This window comes from Streptomyces sp. NPDC041200, assembly GCF_055591805.1.
The window spans coordinates 664,961-679,448 of sequence record NZ_JBVIZF010000003.1 but is presented as its reverse complement, the minus strand read 5'-3'; the positions used below and the strand labels follow the sequence as shown (position 1 = coordinate 679,448).

13 protein-coding genes are annotated in these 14,488 nt (G+C 71.9%); 6 read left to right on the top strand and 7 right to left on the bottom strand.

The genetic code is table 11. The features are described 5' to 3' along the window. The first annotated feature begins 18 nt into the window (after positions 1-18). From ACZ6CL_RS12810 to ACZ6CL_RS12800, 3 genes are read left to right on the top strand one after another with little or no spacing between them, the layout of a single operon-like run. The gene (locus ACZ6CL_RS12810) at positions 19-756 is read left to right on the top strand and encodes a transcriptional regulator (RefSeq protein WP_468935230.1); all 738 of its coding nucleotides are present in this window, start codon (positions 19-21) and stop codon (positions 754-756) included. 38 nt (positions 757-794) lie between these two features. Then, the gene (locus ACZ6CL_RS12805) at positions 795-1,325 is read left to right on the top strand and encodes a roadblock/LC7 domain-containing protein (RefSeq protein WP_468934860.1); all 531 of its coding nucleotides are present in this window, start codon (positions 795-797) and stop codon (positions 1,323-1,325) included. Positions 1,326-1,377: 52 nt separating this feature from the next. After that, a complete protein-coding gene (locus ACZ6CL_RS12800; protein ID WP_468934858.1) occupies positions 1,378-1,752 on the top strand; it encodes a roadblock/LC7 domain-containing protein in 375 nt (124 codons plus the stop codon). Positions 1,753-1,764: 12 nt separating this feature from the next. Here ACZ6CL_RS12800 and ACZ6CL_RS12795 read toward each other — a convergent pair whose 3' ends face one another. Together ACZ6CL_RS12795 and ACZ6CL_RS12790 are read right to left on the bottom strand one after the other, a co-directional pair. After that, positions 1,765-2,559 carry a putative protein N(5)-glutamine methyltransferase gene (locus ACZ6CL_RS12795; RefSeq protein WP_468934856.1) on the bottom strand — a complete coding sequence of 265 codons (795 nt, stop codon included), beginning with the start codon at positions 2,557-2,559 and terminating at the stop codon, positions 1,765-1,767. Between the two features lie 193 nt (positions 2,560-2,752). Beyond that, positions 2,753-3,682: an oxidoreductase gene (locus ACZ6CL_RS12790; protein WP_468934854.1), complete on the bottom strand. Its 930-nt coding sequence runs from the start codon at positions 3,680-3,682 to the stop codon at positions 2,753-2,755. Between the two features lie 457 nt (positions 3,683-4,139). Between ACZ6CL_RS12790 and ACZ6CL_RS12785 the strand changes: the two genes are divergently transcribed. Further along, positions 4,140-4,280 carry a hypothetical protein gene (locus tag ACZ6CL_RS12785; RefSeq protein WP_468934852.1) on the top strand — a complete coding sequence of 47 codons (141 nt, stop codon included), beginning with the start codon at positions 4,140-4,142 and terminating at the stop codon, positions 4,278-4,280. A 20-nt stretch (positions 4,281-4,300) separates the two neighbouring features. Here ACZ6CL_RS12785 and ACZ6CL_RS12780 read toward each other — a convergent pair whose 3' ends face one another. From ACZ6CL_RS12780 to ACZ6CL_RS12760, 5 genes are all read right to left on the bottom strand, one after another. Continuing rightward, the gene (locus ACZ6CL_RS12780) at positions 4,301-6,685 is read right to left on the bottom strand and encodes a beta-xylosidase/alpha-l-arabinosidase (protein ID WP_468934850.1); all 2,385 of its coding nucleotides are present in this window, start codon (positions 6,683-6,685) and stop codon (positions 4,301-4,303) included. 37 nt (positions 6,686-6,722) lie between these two features. Further along, on the bottom strand, positions 6,723-7,571 hold the full coding sequence (locus ACZ6CL_RS12775) for a carbohydrate ABC transporter permease (protein ID WP_468935228.1): 849 nt from the start codon (positions 7,569-7,571) through the stop codon (positions 6,723-6,725). A 104-nt stretch (positions 7,572-7,675) separates the two neighbouring features. Next, positions 7,676-8,590 (bottom strand): carbohydrate ABC transporter permease, encoded by a 915-nt coding sequence (locus ACZ6CL_RS12770; RefSeq protein ID WP_468934848.1) that lies wholly within the window; start codon positions 8,588-8,590, stop codon positions 7,676-7,678. Continuing rightward, positions 8,590-9,900, bottom strand: a complete 1,311-nt coding sequence (locus ACZ6CL_RS12765) for an ABC transporter substrate-binding protein (RefSeq protein WP_468934846.1) — start codon at positions 9,898-9,900, stop codon at positions 8,590-8,592. The genes ACZ6CL_RS12770 and ACZ6CL_RS12765 overlap by 1 nt, the downstream gene beginning before the upstream one ends. Before the next feature lie 789 nt (positions 9,901-10,689). Beyond that, positions 10,690-11,733, bottom strand: a complete 1,044-nt coding sequence (locus ACZ6CL_RS12760; protein WP_468934845.1) for a LacI family DNA-binding transcriptional regulator — start codon at positions 11,731-11,733, stop codon at positions 10,690-10,692. Positions 11,734-11,854: 121 nt separating this feature from the next. On the opposite strand from ACZ6CL_RS12760, the gene ACZ6CL_RS12755 reads away from it, so the two are divergent. Further along, positions 11,855-12,901, top strand: coding sequence for an endo-1,4-beta-xylanase (locus ACZ6CL_RS12755; protein ID WP_468934843.1), 1,047 nt, complete (start codon positions 11,855-11,857; stop codon positions 12,899-12,901). A 16-nt stretch (positions 12,902-12,917) separates the two neighbouring features. Further along, positions 12,918-14,369: a glycoside hydrolase family 10 protein gene (locus ACZ6CL_RS12750; protein WP_468934841.1), complete on the top strand. Its 1,452-nt coding sequence runs from the start codon at positions 12,918-12,920 to the stop codon at positions 14,367-14,369. Positions 14,370-14,488: the final 119 nt, after the last annotated feature.

Here is a 14,488-nt window from a genome sequence, read left to right as displayed (position 1 = left end):
GCCCCGGGCGACTCGCCCATGCTCCACCGGCTCGCCGCAGAGAAGGCCACCGGCTCCTTCATGCGGGAGCGGGGCACGCTGCATCTCGCAGGCGGACGTGTCATCCACGCGGAGAGCCCGGAGACGCCCGATCTCGGGCTGCTGCTCACCGCGGGCGGCGCCCTGTCCGCCGAGGAGTGGCGGCACGCCCTTGACGAAGCCGGACCCGAACAGCGGGTGGGGCGGTTTCTGGTGGACAGCGGCCGCTTCCCCGAGGGGGCGCTGGAACTGTGCCACCTCGGGGCGCTGTACGACGCGGCGTTCTTCGTCCTCGCCCCGGACGGCGGCCCGGCCCGCTTCCGGTCCGGGGTCGCCCACTGGATGGGAGCCGTACGCCCCGTGCCGGTCGGCGCGGTGCAGCGTGAGGCATCGCGCCGACGGGAGCTGCTGCACGAGATCTGGCCGGAGGGGGAGGCGGACACCGAACCGCTCGTACGGACTCCTCGCGCGCTCGACGCGAACGTGTCGCGGCGGCAGCGCGCGGTCCTCGAACACGTCGACGGGGTGTGCACGGTGGCCGACATCTCGCGCCTTCTTGGCCGTCCCGCCTTCCACACGCTCGTCGACGTCCGCCGTCTCGCCGCCGCGGGCATCGTGGCGCCGACCCGGCGGCCACCGAGGCGGCCCGGCACCGGGGCCGCCCCGCCCGCGGATACGTCCACCGGCCCCGACCTCAGCCTCCTGCGCCGCCTCAGGAACGCGTTGGACGGCCTGTGATCCGCGCGCTCAGACAGCGTGCCGAAAGGAGACAGCTCATGTCGGCCGAGGCGGAAATCCTCGACGAACTCCACCGGCTCCGGTCGCGCATGCCGCAGCTGACCGGCGCGCTCGCGGCCAGCGCCGACGGCCTCGTCCTGGCGCAGGACTCCCGGGGCGTCGAGCCGGAGGGAGTGGCCGCCCTCACCGCGGCCGCCCTGGGCATCGCCCTACGGTTCACCGACGCCACCGGACAGGGCGGCTTCCGTGAACTCCTCATCCGCAGCGACCACGGCTATCTGGCCACCTACGCCGCCGGACCGTCCGCCGTGCTGACCCTGCTGGCCGAAGGCCAGGTCAACGTCGGCCGGCTGCACCTGGAAGGACGACGCTCCAGCCGCCGCGTCAGCGAACTGCTGCAGGCCACCGCGCAGGCCACCGTCCAGCAGCCCGACGGCCCTCGCGGACAGCCACCCGCCACCACCGCCACCACCCATGCCCCCTTGCCCGTACGGCCCACCTCCCCACGCGGCGGCGGGGCCCGCACCCGCTCCCGGTACCCGAACACCGGGGAGGCCCCGACGAAGTAGCCGCACGCCCCGCACCGCACAACACCGCGACCCGAAGGGAACGACACCCGTCATGGCGAACACCGAAACAGCACTGCAGGACGCGCTTTCGTCGATCGAGGGTGCCACCGGCGCCGCCCTCGTCGACTACACCAGCGGGATGGCGCTGGGCACGCTCGGAGGCAGCGCGAACTTCGACCTGAACGTGGCGGCCGCCGGTAACACCGACGTCGTCCGCGCCAAGCTGCGCACCATGGAACACCTCGGCATCCAGGACGAGATCGAGGACATCCTCATCACTCTGGGCACCCAGTACCACCTGATCCGGCTGCTCAAGAGCCGTGGCGGCAACGGCCTCTTCCTGTACCTCGTACTGGACTCCGGACGCGCGAACCTCGCGATGGCCCGCCACCAGCTGAGAAAGATCGAGGCCGAACTGGAGGTCTGAGCGAGCGGCTCCTCAGCCGCCGACGGTCCCGATCACCACCGTGGCCTCCCGCTCCTCGCACACCTCCACGCGTGGGAGCAGCCCATCGCTCCTGACGATGTCGAGCGCGCGCGACGCCTGCCGCTCGCTCGTCTCGAACAGCAGACTGCCGCCCGGTGCCAGCCACCCCGGCGCCCCGGCGGTCACCCGGCGCAGTACGTCCAGCCCGTCCGCGCCACCGTCCAGCGCCATCCGCGCCTCATGGACGCGCGCCTCGGGCGGCAGCAGCCCGACCTCTTGGGTGGGGACGTACGGCACATTCGCCAGCAGCACATCGACCCGGCCGCGCAGTGCGGCGGCGGGCAGCGGCTCGTACAGGTCGCCCTCGTATACGGTGCCCCCCGCGGGCTCCACATTGCGGCGGGCGCAGCGCACCGCGGCCGGGTCGATGTCGGCCGCGTACCACTCGGCCCGCCCGCCCAGCTCCGCCACCAGCGCGGCCCCCAACGCGCCCGAGCCGCAGCACAGATCGACCACCACCGCGTTCGGCCGCGCCAGCGCGGCCGCCCGCTCGACCAGGAACTCCGTACGCCGTCGCGGCACGAACACCCCGGGATCCACGGATATCCGCAACCCCCGGAACTCCGCCCAGCCGAGCACGTGCTCCAGCGGCAGCCCGGCGGCGCGCCGGTCGACCATGGCGTCTGATGCGTCCGGGCCGCTCGCCGCGGAGAGGATCAACCGCGCCTCATCCTCCGCGAACACACACCCGGCGGCGCGGAGCCTGGCGACGGCGGTGGAAAAGCTGATGAGTGAAGGTGCTGACATGGAAGCCGGAAGCCTTTCGGAATCCCTGAGGACGCTCCCGACGGTCAGCTATCCCGCGTATGCGCGACCCTGAGGCGAGAGCACCCAGCCTGAACTGGCCTTGATGGGTCTCACCTCCTTGGTGCGTACGGGTGACGGCCACACTACCCGATCAGGGCCCGCCGGGCCTCGTGGATCCCCTGCCCGCGGGGGCTCACCTGAGCGCCGCGTAACGGACGCCCGTCAGCTGTTCCGAGGCCGCCCACAGCTGGCGGGACGCCTTGTCGCTGAGGGTCCACTTGGCGCGGGTCGCGCGGGTGGGGGAGCCGGGGCGGAGGCCCTGGAGGGGCGGGCCGAAGTAGTCGTCCTGCCGGACGTCGGGGGCGGTGGCCGCGTAGAGGGTAGGGAGGGCGCCGCGCTCCGGGGGCTGGGCGAAGTAGCGGTTGCCGATGTCCATGAAGCGTTCGGTGCCCCGGCGGCCCTCCATCTTCGGCGCCGCCGTCTGGAGGTTCGTGGAGGCGTAACCGGGGTGCGCGGCGGCCGCCACCAGGGGGACGCCCGCGGTGCGCAGGCGGTGGGCGAGTTCGTGGGTGAAGAGGAGGTTGGCGCTCTTGGAGCGGGCGTAGGCGGCCCAACGCCGGTATTTCCGCTGCATGGAGAGGTCGGCCGGATCGACCGTGCCCAGCAGGTGCATGAAGCTGGACACGGTGACCACCCGGGCGCCCGGCCCGGCCGCCAGCAGCTTCGGCAGCAGCAGTCCGGTGAGCGCGAAGTGGCCGAGGTGGTTGACGCCGAACTGCATCTCGAAGCCGTCGGCGGTCCTGCGGTACGGGAGGGCCATCACACCCGCGTTGTTGATCAGCAGATCGAGCCGGTCGTCCTTGTACTCGGCCGCGAAGGCCCGTACGGACGCCAGATCCGCCAGGTCCAGCGGGGCGAAACGCACCACCGCGCCCGGCACCTCCGCCCGGACGCGCTCCTCGGCGTCCTTGCCGCGCCCCGTGTCACGGCACGCCAGCACCACGTGGGCGCCGCTCCGGGCCAGTTCGAGGGCGGTGGCGTAGCCGAGGCCGCTGTTGGCGCCGGTCACCACGGCGGTGCGGCCGGTCTGGTCGGGGATGTCGCTCGCGGTCCAGCCCTTCATCACGCGCTCCTTCGCGGTCTGCGATACGCGCCGGTAGCCGTAGCGCGGGGCGACAGCCTAAGCGCGCGGCCGTAAAGGTGCGACACCACGTGCGGGGGCTCCACCGCTTCCCATGGTGCTCCGTCAGTACGTGCGCCCACGCCGGGGAGCCCCGCCTTCCACACCCCAGAACCCCTTGTCGGACCCATGAGCGAGGATCTCCCCATGACGCGATCGAACGGGGGAGGATGACCAGGACCCGGCGGTCCTCTATCTGCAGCTGCTGGTCCTGCCCCGGCCGACCGACCGCGGCGTCCGCACCTGGAACGGCTGGACGGCCGCCCGTCATCAGGAGGCCGCCGCCGCGCTCGTCGACCGCGGGCTCGCGGTCGCGGACAAGCGGGCCCGGGCCGGGCGCCAGCTCTTCCTGCCCGGTGGCTGGGCGCCCGCGCCCAAGAAGTTCTACCAGCCGATCGAGGTGTGGAAGGCGGACCTCCACGGTCTGCGGCTGGGCTACGACGGACGCGTGGAGGACCCGCTTCCGCTTCCCACCCGCACGCTGCCGGAGCTGTTCGCGGAAGGCTGGGCGCGGGTGGAGGCGCGGGAGGGCCCGCGCTGACCCGTCCGCGTGCCCGCCGGTTACTTCACCCGGGCCTCGCACACCAGCCGCCGCCGGTGGTCCACCCGGCGCTCCGGCCCGGTCAGCGTCAGCGGCACGGTGTGGCGTACGTCGGCGTCGGCGCTGGAGGACGCCAGCCGCAGCTCCAGCGCGCCCGGTTCGACGATCCGGGTGCCGTCCTGCTCCGCCGGGTACGCGGCGAGGTCGGCGTGAAAGGTGAAGTGCACCTCGGCCGACTCGCCCGGCCCGAGCGGCACCCGGGTGTAGCCGACCAGCCGCACCACCGGGCGGGCGGTGCGGGCCACCGGGTCGTGCAGATACAGCTGCACGACCTCGGTCCCGGCCCGGTCGCCGGTGTTGCGCACGGTCAGCCGTACCGTCGTCTCGCCGTCGGTCGGCACCTCGGCGGCATCGGTCTCCGGCCGCTCCCAGGCGAACGAGGTGTACGTCAGCCCGTGGCCGAAGGGGAACAGCGGGGTCGGGTCGACGGTGCTGGCCTCGCCGTGGCGGCCGAGCGGCGGCTGCAGATACGTCCACGGCTGGCCGCCGGGCGCGTACGGCACGCTCACCGGCAGCCGCCCGGACGGGCTGACCCGCCCGCCCAGCACCCCGGCCACCGCCGGACCGCCCTCCTCGCCGGGGAAGAACGCCTGCACGGCGGCGGCCAGCAGCCCCGACCAGCGGCCGAGCGCGTACGGGCGGCCGGTGAGCAGCACCAGCACCACGGGCGTACCGGTGGCCAGCAGCGTGTCGAGCAACGCGCCCTGATCGCCGGGGAGTTCGAGGTCGGCGGCGTCGCATCCCTCGCCCGAGGTGCCGCGCCCGAAGAGCCCCGAGCGGTCGCCGAGGACGGCCACGCACACCTCGGCGTCCGCCGCCATCCGGGCCGCCTGCGCCAGGCGGCTCTCGGCGGTGAGCGCCGCCGCCCCCGCCGAACCGGTCCCGGCCGGGGCGGCGGGCGCGGGGCCCGGCACGGCGCACCCCTCGGCGTGGCTGATCCGGGCGCCGGGCAGCTCGGCGCGCAGCGCGGCGAGCAGCGTCGGCACGTCCACGCCCATGGGCAGGTCGGGGTGTTCGATGCCGACGTGGCGGGGGAAGGTGTAGCAGCCGAGCATGGCGGCGGGGTCGTCGGCGAGCGGTCCGACGACGGCGACGCGGGCGGCGGGCGCCAGCGGCAGCACATCGCCGTCGTTGGCGAGCAGCACCACGGACTCCTCGGCCAGCTGCCGCGCGACGGCCCGCATCGCGGGCGGATCGAGGTCGACGCGTCGCGGAGCCTCCGGGGCGGCGGAGAGCGCCGTCGGCTGCGGCGACCAGTCCGGGTCCAGCAGCCCCAGTTCACCCTTCTGGGTGAGCACCCGGCGCAGTGCCCGGTCGACCAGGTGCTCCGGCACCTCCCCGGCCCGTACGGCGTCCCGCAGCGGGGTGCCGTAGCAGCGGACGGCGGGGAGTTCGACGTCCACGCCCGCCGCCAGCGCCAGGGCGGCGGCGCGCCCGGGGGAGTCGGCGACGCGGTGGGCCAGCTCCAGGAAGGAGACGCCGAAGTAGTCGGCGACGACGGTGCCGGTGAAGCCCCACCGTTCCCGCAGCAGTTCGGTCAGCAGCCAGGGGTTGGCGGCGGAGGGGACGCCGTCGAGGTCGTTGTAGGAGTGCATCACGGAGCGGGCCCCGCCGTCCCGCAGCGCCATCTCGAACGGCGGCAGGATCATTTCCGCCAGCTCGCGCGGGCCGATCGAGACCGGCGCGTGGTTACGGGCGCCCCGCGAGGCCGAGTAGCCCGCGAAGTGCTTGAGCGTGGCGATGATCCCGGCGGATTCGAGGCCGCGGACGTAGGCGGTGCCCACCGTCGCGACCAGATACGGGTCCTCGCCGATCGACTCCTCCGTACGCCCCCAGCGCGCGTCCCGCACCACGTCCAGCACCGGTGAGAGCCCTTGGTGGACGCCGACCGACCGCATCGAGGCGCCGATCTGCCCGGCGGCCCGCTCCACCAGCGCCGGGTCGAAGGAGGCGCCCCAGGCGAGCGGGGTGGGGAAGATGGTGGCGCGCCAGGCGGTGAACCCGGTCAGGCACTCCTCGTGGACGAGCGCCGGAATCCCGAAGCGGTTCGCGGCGGCGATACGGGCCTGGGTGCGGGCGAGCGCGGCGGCGCCCTCGGCGGGGTCGACGGGGGCGGTGCCGAAGGGGCGGGTCAGCTGGCCGAGGCCGTGCGGGAGGAGGCCGTCGAGGTCCACGTCCTCCGCCACCTCGTGCTGGAGCGGGGCGACGTCCTCGCCCTCCTCGCTCTCCGAACCCGGCCACACGCTGTACAGCTGGGCGAGCTTCTCCTCCAGCGTCATGCGGGCGAGCAGGTCGGCCGCGCGGTCCTCGGCGGGGAGGGAGGTGTCCTGCCAGGGGTGAGGCATGAAGCTCCTTGTGGTGAGCGGTGAAATGGAAGGCGGCCTACTTGCCGCCCATGCCCATCAGACCGTTGATCAGCTGGCGCCGCGCGAACAGATACACGAGGAAGATCGGGAGGATGGACAGCACGACCGCGGTGAGCACCGCCGGGGCGTCCATCCGGAACTCGCCGACGTAGTCGTACAGGCCCAGCGTCAGCATCCGGTTGCTCTTGGACTGGGTGAGGATCAGCGGGAAGAGGAACCCGTTCCAGGCGTGCAGCGCGGACATCACCCCGACCGTGGAGATCCCGGACCGGGACAGCGGTACGACCAGCTGGAGCAGCACCCGGGCCGGGCTCGCGCCGTCCAGCGCCATCGACTCGTACAGCTCCTCGTCGATGTCGCGCATCGTGCCGACCAGGATCAGCACGCTGACCGGGAGGGAGAACGCGGCCGTCGGCAGGATGACGGCGAGGAGGGTGTCGTACAGATGGAGCTTGGTGATGACCAGATAGATCGGGATGATCACCGCTTGGGAGGGGATCGCGAGCCCGAGCAGGAAGATCTGGAAGATCCGGCGGGAGGCGCGGCTGCGGGTGCGGACGACGCTGTAGCCGACGGTCACCGACAGCACGATCACGAGCGCCGCGCAGACGGCCGTGACCAGCGCGGTGTTGAGGAGGTAGTGGAGGAAGCCGGAGTCCAGCACCCGCCGGTAGTTGGCGAGGGTGGGGTGGTCGGGCAGGGCCAGCGGGCCGTCGTCGATGTAGCCGTCGCGGCTCTGGAAGGTGGCCGCGACCAGCACGTACAGCGGCAGTCCGACGATGCCCAGCCAGATGAGCGAGCCGAGCCCGGCGAGGTAATTGGGGGTCTGGGGGGTACCCCCCGGAAAACGCAGCCAGCGAGGCAGACCCCGGCGGCGGGGGCGGGGGTGAACCGCCGCCGGAGTCTTCTTCGGCGTATGGACGCCGTCTCGGGGGCGCCCGTTCCGGGGGCGTTTGGACAGCACGTCGGTCACATCCCCTCCCTGGTGCTGCGCATCGCGGCGAAGCCGGTGAGCCGTACCAGCAGCAGGGAGACGGTGGTGGCGACGATCACCAGGATGGTCGCGAGGGCGCTGGCGTAGCCGAGGTCGAACGCCTTGAAGCCGTTGCTGTACATCAGGTACGGCAGGATCGTGGTGTCGGTGCCGGGGCCGCCCTTGGTGAGGATCAGGACGGTGTCGAAGAAGGTCAGCGCGCCCACCACCATGATCACCGACGAGGTGACGATGGTGTTCCGCAGCTGCGGGAGGGTGATCGAGAAGAACTGGCGTACGGTGCCCGCCCCGTCGATCGCCGCCGCGTCGTAGAGCGAGCGCGGGACGGCGCGGGCGCCGCCCTGGTAGATCAGGGTGTGCAGCGGGATGAACTGCCACGCGGTGACGAAGAGGATCGCGCCGAACGCGCCCGTGGAGCTGCCCAGCAGATCGCCGTCCGCGAAGCCGAGGGCCGGGCCGATGTCGGCGATCAGGCCGAAGTTCGGGTCCAGCAGCGACTTCCAGACCAGCGCGAGCGCGACGGACGACCCCAGCAGCGGCAGGAAGAAGATCGCCGAGAGCACGGCCCGGTTGCGCTGCCGCCCGGCCGCCCAGACCCCCAGCAGCAGCGACAGCGGGGTCTGGACCAGCCAGGTCAGTACGGTGAGGACGAGGCTGAGCCGGATCGCCTGGTGGGTGTCGGGGTCGTCCCACAGCCGGGTCCAGTTGCTGACGCCGGTCCACCGCGGGGAGCCGATGCCGTCCCAGTCGGTGAAGGCCAGCGCGCCGACGAGGATCATGGGGGCGACGGCGAAGAAGACGAAGAACAGGGCGCCGGGCAGGGCCCAGGCGGCGCTCGGCCGCCCGACGCTCTGATGCCTTCGCGACGGGCTGGGGGCGGCGTTCGCCATCACATGCCCTTCAGGGCATCGACGAACGCGGTCGGGCTGAGCTGTCCGTTGAACAGCTTCTGGATGTTCGTGTGCAGGGCCGGCGTGTACTTGGCGGGCAGCGCCTGGTCCCAGGAGAGCGTGAAGTCCGGCGCCTCGCGCACCATGTCGTACTGGAACTTCGCGTACGCGGGGTTCTCGTGGCCGTTCAGCAGCGAGGACGCGTCGGAGGTGGTGGGGATGTCACCGTTGGCGATCAGCGCCTTGGCGTAGTCCTGTTTGGCCGCGAACTTTACGAAGTCGATCGCCGCCTGCTGCTTCTTGCCCTTCAGCTTTCCGCTGATCGACCAGTAGTTGGTCGGGTTGCCGACGACGTTCTTGGGGTCGCCGGTGCCGCCGGGGACGGACGGGAAGGTGGTCCAGCCGAGGCCCGACTTGGCGAACGCGGGCTGATTGGCCTTCTGGTTGGCGTACTCCCAGCTGCCCATCAGGTGCATCGCGGCCTTGCCCTTGGCGAAGTACGTGGACGCGCCGTCCGCCGTGTAGTTGACCGACTTGTAGTTCTTGCCGAACGCGCCGCGGTCCACCAGGTCCTTGATCGTCTGCGCCGTCTTCAGCACCGCCGGGTCGCCCCAGGCGTCCTTGCCCTCGCTCTGGACCTTCTGGAAGACCCCGGCCCCGCCGTAGCGGTCCACCAGGTACTCCACCCACATCATCTCGGTCCATGGGTCGGTACCGGCGACGACGAACGGGGTGATGCCCTTGCCCTTGAACGTGCCGATGAGCTTGATGATGTCGTTCCAGGACTTCGGGGGCTGGGCGCCCGCCTCCTTGAACACGTCCTTGTTGTAGAAGAGGATCACCGGCTGCATGCCGCGCATCGGAATGCCGTAATGCTTTCCGTTGATCGCGCCCGCGTCGAGGATCGAGGGGATGAACCCCTTCTGCAGCGACGGGTCCTTCTTCATCGCGGGACCGAGGTCGAGCAGCATGTCCTTCTCGACGAACTCGCTGATGCTGCCGCCGCCCCAGTTGAAGAACACGTCGGGGGCGTTGGGCGTGCCCATGGAGGTGCGCAGCTTGTCCGAGTACCCGTCGCCGGGCACCTGGGTGAGCTTGACCTTCACCTTCGAGGTCTTGTTGAACCGCGCGACGACATCGCGCTGCACCTTGGTCGAGGGGTCCTGGTAGACCCAGACACTGACTTCTCCGTCGCCCGACCCACCGGGCCCACTGCTTCCGCAGCCGCTGAGCGTACCCCCCAACACGAGCGCGGCTACCGCCGCGAGGCCCGTCGCACGGAGAGATGACCTTGACCGAGGTATGCGCATCACGTGCCTTCCGGAAGTAGCCCGATAATTCTCGGAAGCGGTTGCGTGGACGGTATGGGCGCCCTGATGCGGTGTCAAGGTCCCTGACAGCTACCGGTGTTGTTCCCCCACCCCGCCCCTACTCGACCGGGGGCGGAGCCCCCGACCTCCCACCGGGGCCCCGCCCCAGGCCCTGTCGGGGGGGCTTCGCCCCGGGCTCCGCTACGGGCCCGCTACGGGGGCTGCGCCCCGGGCCCCGCCACCGGGGCTCCGCCCCAGGCCCGCCAAGGGCCCGCTACGGGTGCTACGCCCCAGGCCCGCCACGGGGGCTCCGCTACGGGCCCGCTACCGGGGCTCTGCCCCAGGCCCGTCGCGGCAGCTCCGCCCCGGGCTCACCACGGGGCTGCGCCCCCGCCGGGGCTTTGCCCTCGGCCCTGCGCCCCACCCCGCGTTGGGGCTCTGCCGGGCCGATGCCCGCGGCCCCCGCCCCCGGGGGCTGTGCCCACCGGGGCCTCGCCGGAGGTGTGTCGCCGAACCCCGCCGGGGCTGCGCCCCCAGACCCTGCTGCGGGGCTCCACCCCCGGCCCCGCCGGGCTGTGCCCCTGCGCCCCGCTACGGGGCTCCGGGCCTCGCCGGGGTGAGGCCTGTGGCGCCACGGGGCTGTGCTCCTGCCCTGGGGTTTCCGGGCTCCGCCGCCAGGACGAGTTGGGCCGTGCCCCCGGTTCCGCCGGGGCCTGGGGCGGAGCCCCCGTGGGGGTGGGGGGGGCTGGGGGCGTAGCCACCAGGTTCGGGAAGGGGCGGGGTGGGGGATCAAGCCTCGGTCGGTGGGGCCGTGCTGGCGCGGACTACCAGCTGGGTCGCCAGCTCCACGCGGGGGGAGTCGATCTCCTCGCCGCGGGCCTGGCGCAGCACCGTGCGGGCCGCCAGTTTGCCCATGTCGGCCAGGGGCTGGCGGACCGTCGTCAGGGGTGGGGCCGACCAGCGGACCTCGGGGAGGTCGTCGAAGCCGATCACGCTCACATCCTCCGGCACCCGCAGCCCCCGCCGCCGCAGGGCCTCGATGGCGCCCAGGGCCATCTGGTCGCTGGAGGCGAAGACGGCGGTCGGCGGGGTGGGGGAGGCCATCAGCTGATCGCAGCCGTGGAAACCGGATTCGTGGTAGAAGTCCCCCTGTGCGACGAGAGCTTGATCGAACGGAACCCCCGCCGCCTCCAGGGCCGCCCGGTGTCCGTCCAGCCGCGCCCGGCTGCACAGCAGCCGGGGCGGTCCGGCGATGAGACCGATTCGCCGGTGGCCCAGGCTCAGCAGGTGTTCGGTGGCGGCCATGCCGCCCGCCCAGTTGGTGGCCCCGACCGTGGGGGCGTCGAGGGCGGGGGAACCGGCCGGGTCGACGACCACGATGGGGACGTTCAACCGCCGCAGCTCGGCGTGGACCATCGGCTCCAGGACGGACGTCACCAGGATCACCCCGTCCGAGGCGCGGGCCCGCAGGTTCTTCAGCCACTGCCGGGCCGAACCCGCCCGCCCGTGGATGGCGGAGACGACCGTACCGACCCCGTCCTGGTGCGCGACCTCCTCCACGCCGCGGATGATCTCCACGGCCCAGGGGCTGTCGAGGTCGTTGAAGACCAGGTCGACGAGGGCGGCGCGGTCGCCGGGGGCGGTCTGGCGGCGGCGGTAGCCATGGAGGCGTAGCAGGTCCTCGACCCGGGCCCGGGTCTCGGGGGAGACGTCCGACCGTCCGTTGACGACCCGCGAGACCGTGGGCACGGACACTCCGGCCTCCTGGGCGATGGCGGTGATCGTCACCTTGGGCCTGGTGCCGCCGTCGGGGCCCGCGCTCTCCGTAGCCATTTCCGCCTCCTCCGTTGACGGGCATCACGCCCGCCTCTAGCTTTCCGGTCGCACCCTCGGAACCTTGCAGAAGTCTTCCGGAAAACCGGATCAGACGTGAAGAGAAGAGAGGGACACTCCCATGAAGCTTCTGAGCTTACGCAGCGCCGCACTCGCCGCTTCGGCGGCGGCAGCGCTCGCCGCCACCCTCGCCGCGCCATCCCCGGCGGCCGCCGCCAACCCCACCCTGCGCGAAGTCGCCGACCGCACCGGCCGCTTCGTCGGCACCGCCGTCAACGACGGCCGCCTCGGCGACGGCACCTACGCGAACATCGCCAAGAGCGAGTTCTCCAGCGTCACCGCCGAGAACGCCATGAAATGGGGCTCGGTCGAGCCGAACCGCGGCCAGTTCAACTGGGCCGCCGCCGACCGCCTCGTCTCGTTCGCCCGGGCCAACCAGCAGAAGGTGTACGGCCACACCCTGGTCTGGCACAGCCAGATGCCGAACTGGCTGGCCAACGGCTCGTTCTCCAACACCGAGCTGCGCACCATCATGACCAACCACGTCACCACCCAGGTCGCCCGCTACAAGGGCAAGGTCCAGCGCTGGGACGTGGTCAACGAGGCGTTCAACGAGAACGGCACCCTCCGCGCGTCCAAGTTCTACAGCCAGCTCGGCCAGTCGTACATCGCCGACTCCTTCCGGGCCGCCCGCGCCGCCGACCCGAGCGCCAAACTCTTCATCAACGACTACAACACCGAGGGCACGAACGCCAAGAGCGACGGCCTCTACAACCTGGTCAAGTCGCTGAAGTCGCAGGGCGTGCCCATCGACGGCGTCGGCTTCCAGAGCCATCTGATCGTGGGTCAGGTCCCCTCCACCATGAAGGCCAACCTGCAGCGCTTCGCCGACCTCGGCGTGGAGGTCGTGATCAGCGAGCTGGACATCCGGATGACCACCCCCGCGGACGCCACCAAGCTCCAGCGGCAAGCAGCCGACTACAAGACGGTGGCCAGGACCTGCCTGGCGATCGCCCGCTGCACCGGCATCACGGTGTGGGGCTTCGGTGACCGGGACTCCTGGGTGCCGGGCACCTTCCCCGGCCAGGGCGCGGCCAATCTGTACGACACCAACTACCAGCCCAAGCCCGCCTACACCGCCTTCCGCGACGGACTCGCCGGATCGTAGGGAGGACGCGTACGCCATGAGACTCAACCCACAGGCATTACGCGGAGCTGCCCTGGGCCTGGCGGCCGCCGGTGCGCTCCTGATCGGCCTCGCAACCCCGAGCGCGGCCGCCCAAGCCACCCAAGCCGCCGCCCCCGCGGCCGCCCGCCCCGCAGCCGCCGACCCCGCGGCCGCCGACCCCGTGCTGCGCGACCTCGCCGAGGCCAAGGGCAAGTACTACGGCACCGCCGTCACCGCGTCCAAGCTGACCGGCACCTACGCCGACATCGCGGGCTCCCAGTTCAACTCCATCACCCCCGGCAACGAGATGAAGTGGGAGTCCGTCGAGCCGAGCCGCGGCACGTACAACTGGTCCGGCGCGGACAGGATCGTCGACTTCGCCGAGGCGCACGACATGGAGGTACGCGGCCACACCCTGGTCTGGCACAGCCAGCTGCCGGGCTGGCTGACGAACGGCTCCTGGACCGCCGATCAGCTGCGCACCCTCATGACCGACCACATCACCACCGAGGCCGGACGCTACAAGGGCAGGATCACCCACTGGGACGTGGTCAACGAGCCGTTCAACGAGGACGGCACCTTCCGCCAGTCGCTCTTTTACACCAAGCTCGGCCAGTCCTACATCGCGGACGCGCTGCGCGCCGCCCGCGCCGCCGACCCGGACGCCAAGCTGTATCTCAACGACTACAACACCGACGGCCTCGGCGCGAAGAGCGATGGGATGTACAACCTGGTCAAGTCGCTGAAGGCGCAAGGCGTACCGATCGACGGCGTCGGCTTCCAGGGCCATCTCATCCTCGGCCAGGTGCCGTCCACGATGAAGGCCAACCTGCAGCGCTTCGCCGACCTCGGCGTCGACGTGGCCGTCACCGAACTCGACATCCGGATGACGCTCCCGGCCACCGACGCCAAGCTCGCCCAGCAGAAGGCCGACTACCGGGCGGTCACCGACGCCTGCGTGGCCGTATCCCGCTGCAAGGGCGTCACCGCCTGGGGCTTCACCGACTCCGACTCCTGGATCCCGGACGTGTTCGAGGGCCAGGGCGCCGCCACCCCGTACGACGAGAACTACCACCCCAAACCCGCCTACTACGGCATCGCCGAATCGCTCGGCTGGACCGGCGACGGCGGCGGTGATCCCGGACCCACCGGCTGCACGGTCGGCTACACCGTCACCAGCCAGTGGAACACCGGCTTCACCGCGAATGTCACCGTCAAGAACACCGGGTCGAGCCCGGTGAGCGGCTGGCAGGTGGCCTGGGCCTACCCCTCCGGCCAGCGGGTGACCTCCGCGTGGAACGCCACCGTCACCCAGTCCGGCGCCCAGGTGACGGCCGCGAACGCCGCGTACAACGGCACGATCGGGGCCGGTGGCTCGGTGTCGTTCGGCTTCAACGGCACCTGGTCCGGCGCCAACACCGCTCCCGCCGTGTTCACCCTCAACGGCACGGCCTGCACGACCGGCTGAGCGCCGTCGCCCCACGCCTGGACGGTGCGCCCCCGCCGTCCAGGCACTCGGCACCCGCCACCCGCCACCCGCCACCCCGGAAATTCCTCTCCTCAGTTGCGAGAAGCGCTGTAAGAAGT

Bases quoted from the DNA above. Each gene is read 5' to 3' on its own strand.
- ACZ6CL_RS12810 (WP_468935230.1), top strand. From the start codon at position 19: ATGCTCCACCGGCTCGCCGCAGAGAAGGCCACCGGCTCCTTCATGCGG.
- ACZ6CL_RS12805 (WP_468934860.1), top strand. From the start codon at position 795: ATGTCGGCCGAGGCGGAAATCCTCGACGAACTCCACCGGCTCCGGTCG.
- ACZ6CL_RS12800 (WP_468934858.1), top strand. From the start codon at position 1,378: ATGGCGAACACCGAAACAGCACTGCAGGACGCGCTTTCGTCGATCGAG.
- ACZ6CL_RS12795 (WP_468934856.1), bottom strand. From the start codon at position 2,559: ATGTCAGCACCTTCACTCATCAGCTTTTCCACCGCCGTCGCCAGGCTC.
- ACZ6CL_RS12790 (WP_468934854.1), bottom strand. From the start codon at position 3,682: ATGAAGGGCTGGACCGCGAGCGACATCCCCGACCAGACCGGCCGCACC.
- ACZ6CL_RS12780 (WP_468934850.1), bottom strand. From the start codon at position 6,685: ATGCCTCACCCCTGGCAGGACACCTCCCTCCCCGCCGAGGACCGCGCG.
- ACZ6CL_RS12770 (WP_468934848.1), bottom strand. From the start codon at position 8,590: ATGGCGAACGCCGCCCCCAGCCCGTCGCGAAGGCATCAGAGCGTCGGG.
- ACZ6CL_RS12765 (WP_468934846.1), bottom strand. From the start codon at position 9,900: ATGCGCATACCTCGGTCAAGGTCATCTCTCCGTGCGACGGGCCTCGCG.
- ACZ6CL_RS12760 (WP_468934845.1), bottom strand. From the start codon at position 11,733: ATGGCTACGGAGAGCGCGGGCCCCGACGGCGGCACCAGGCCCAAGGTG.
- ACZ6CL_RS12755 (WP_468934843.1), top strand. From the start codon at position 11,855: ATGAAGCTTCTGAGCTTACGCAGCGCCGCACTCGCCGCTTCGGCGGCG.
- ACZ6CL_RS12750 (WP_468934841.1), top strand. From the start codon at position 12,918: ATGAGACTCAACCCACAGGCATTACGCGGAGCTGCCCTGGGCCTGGCG.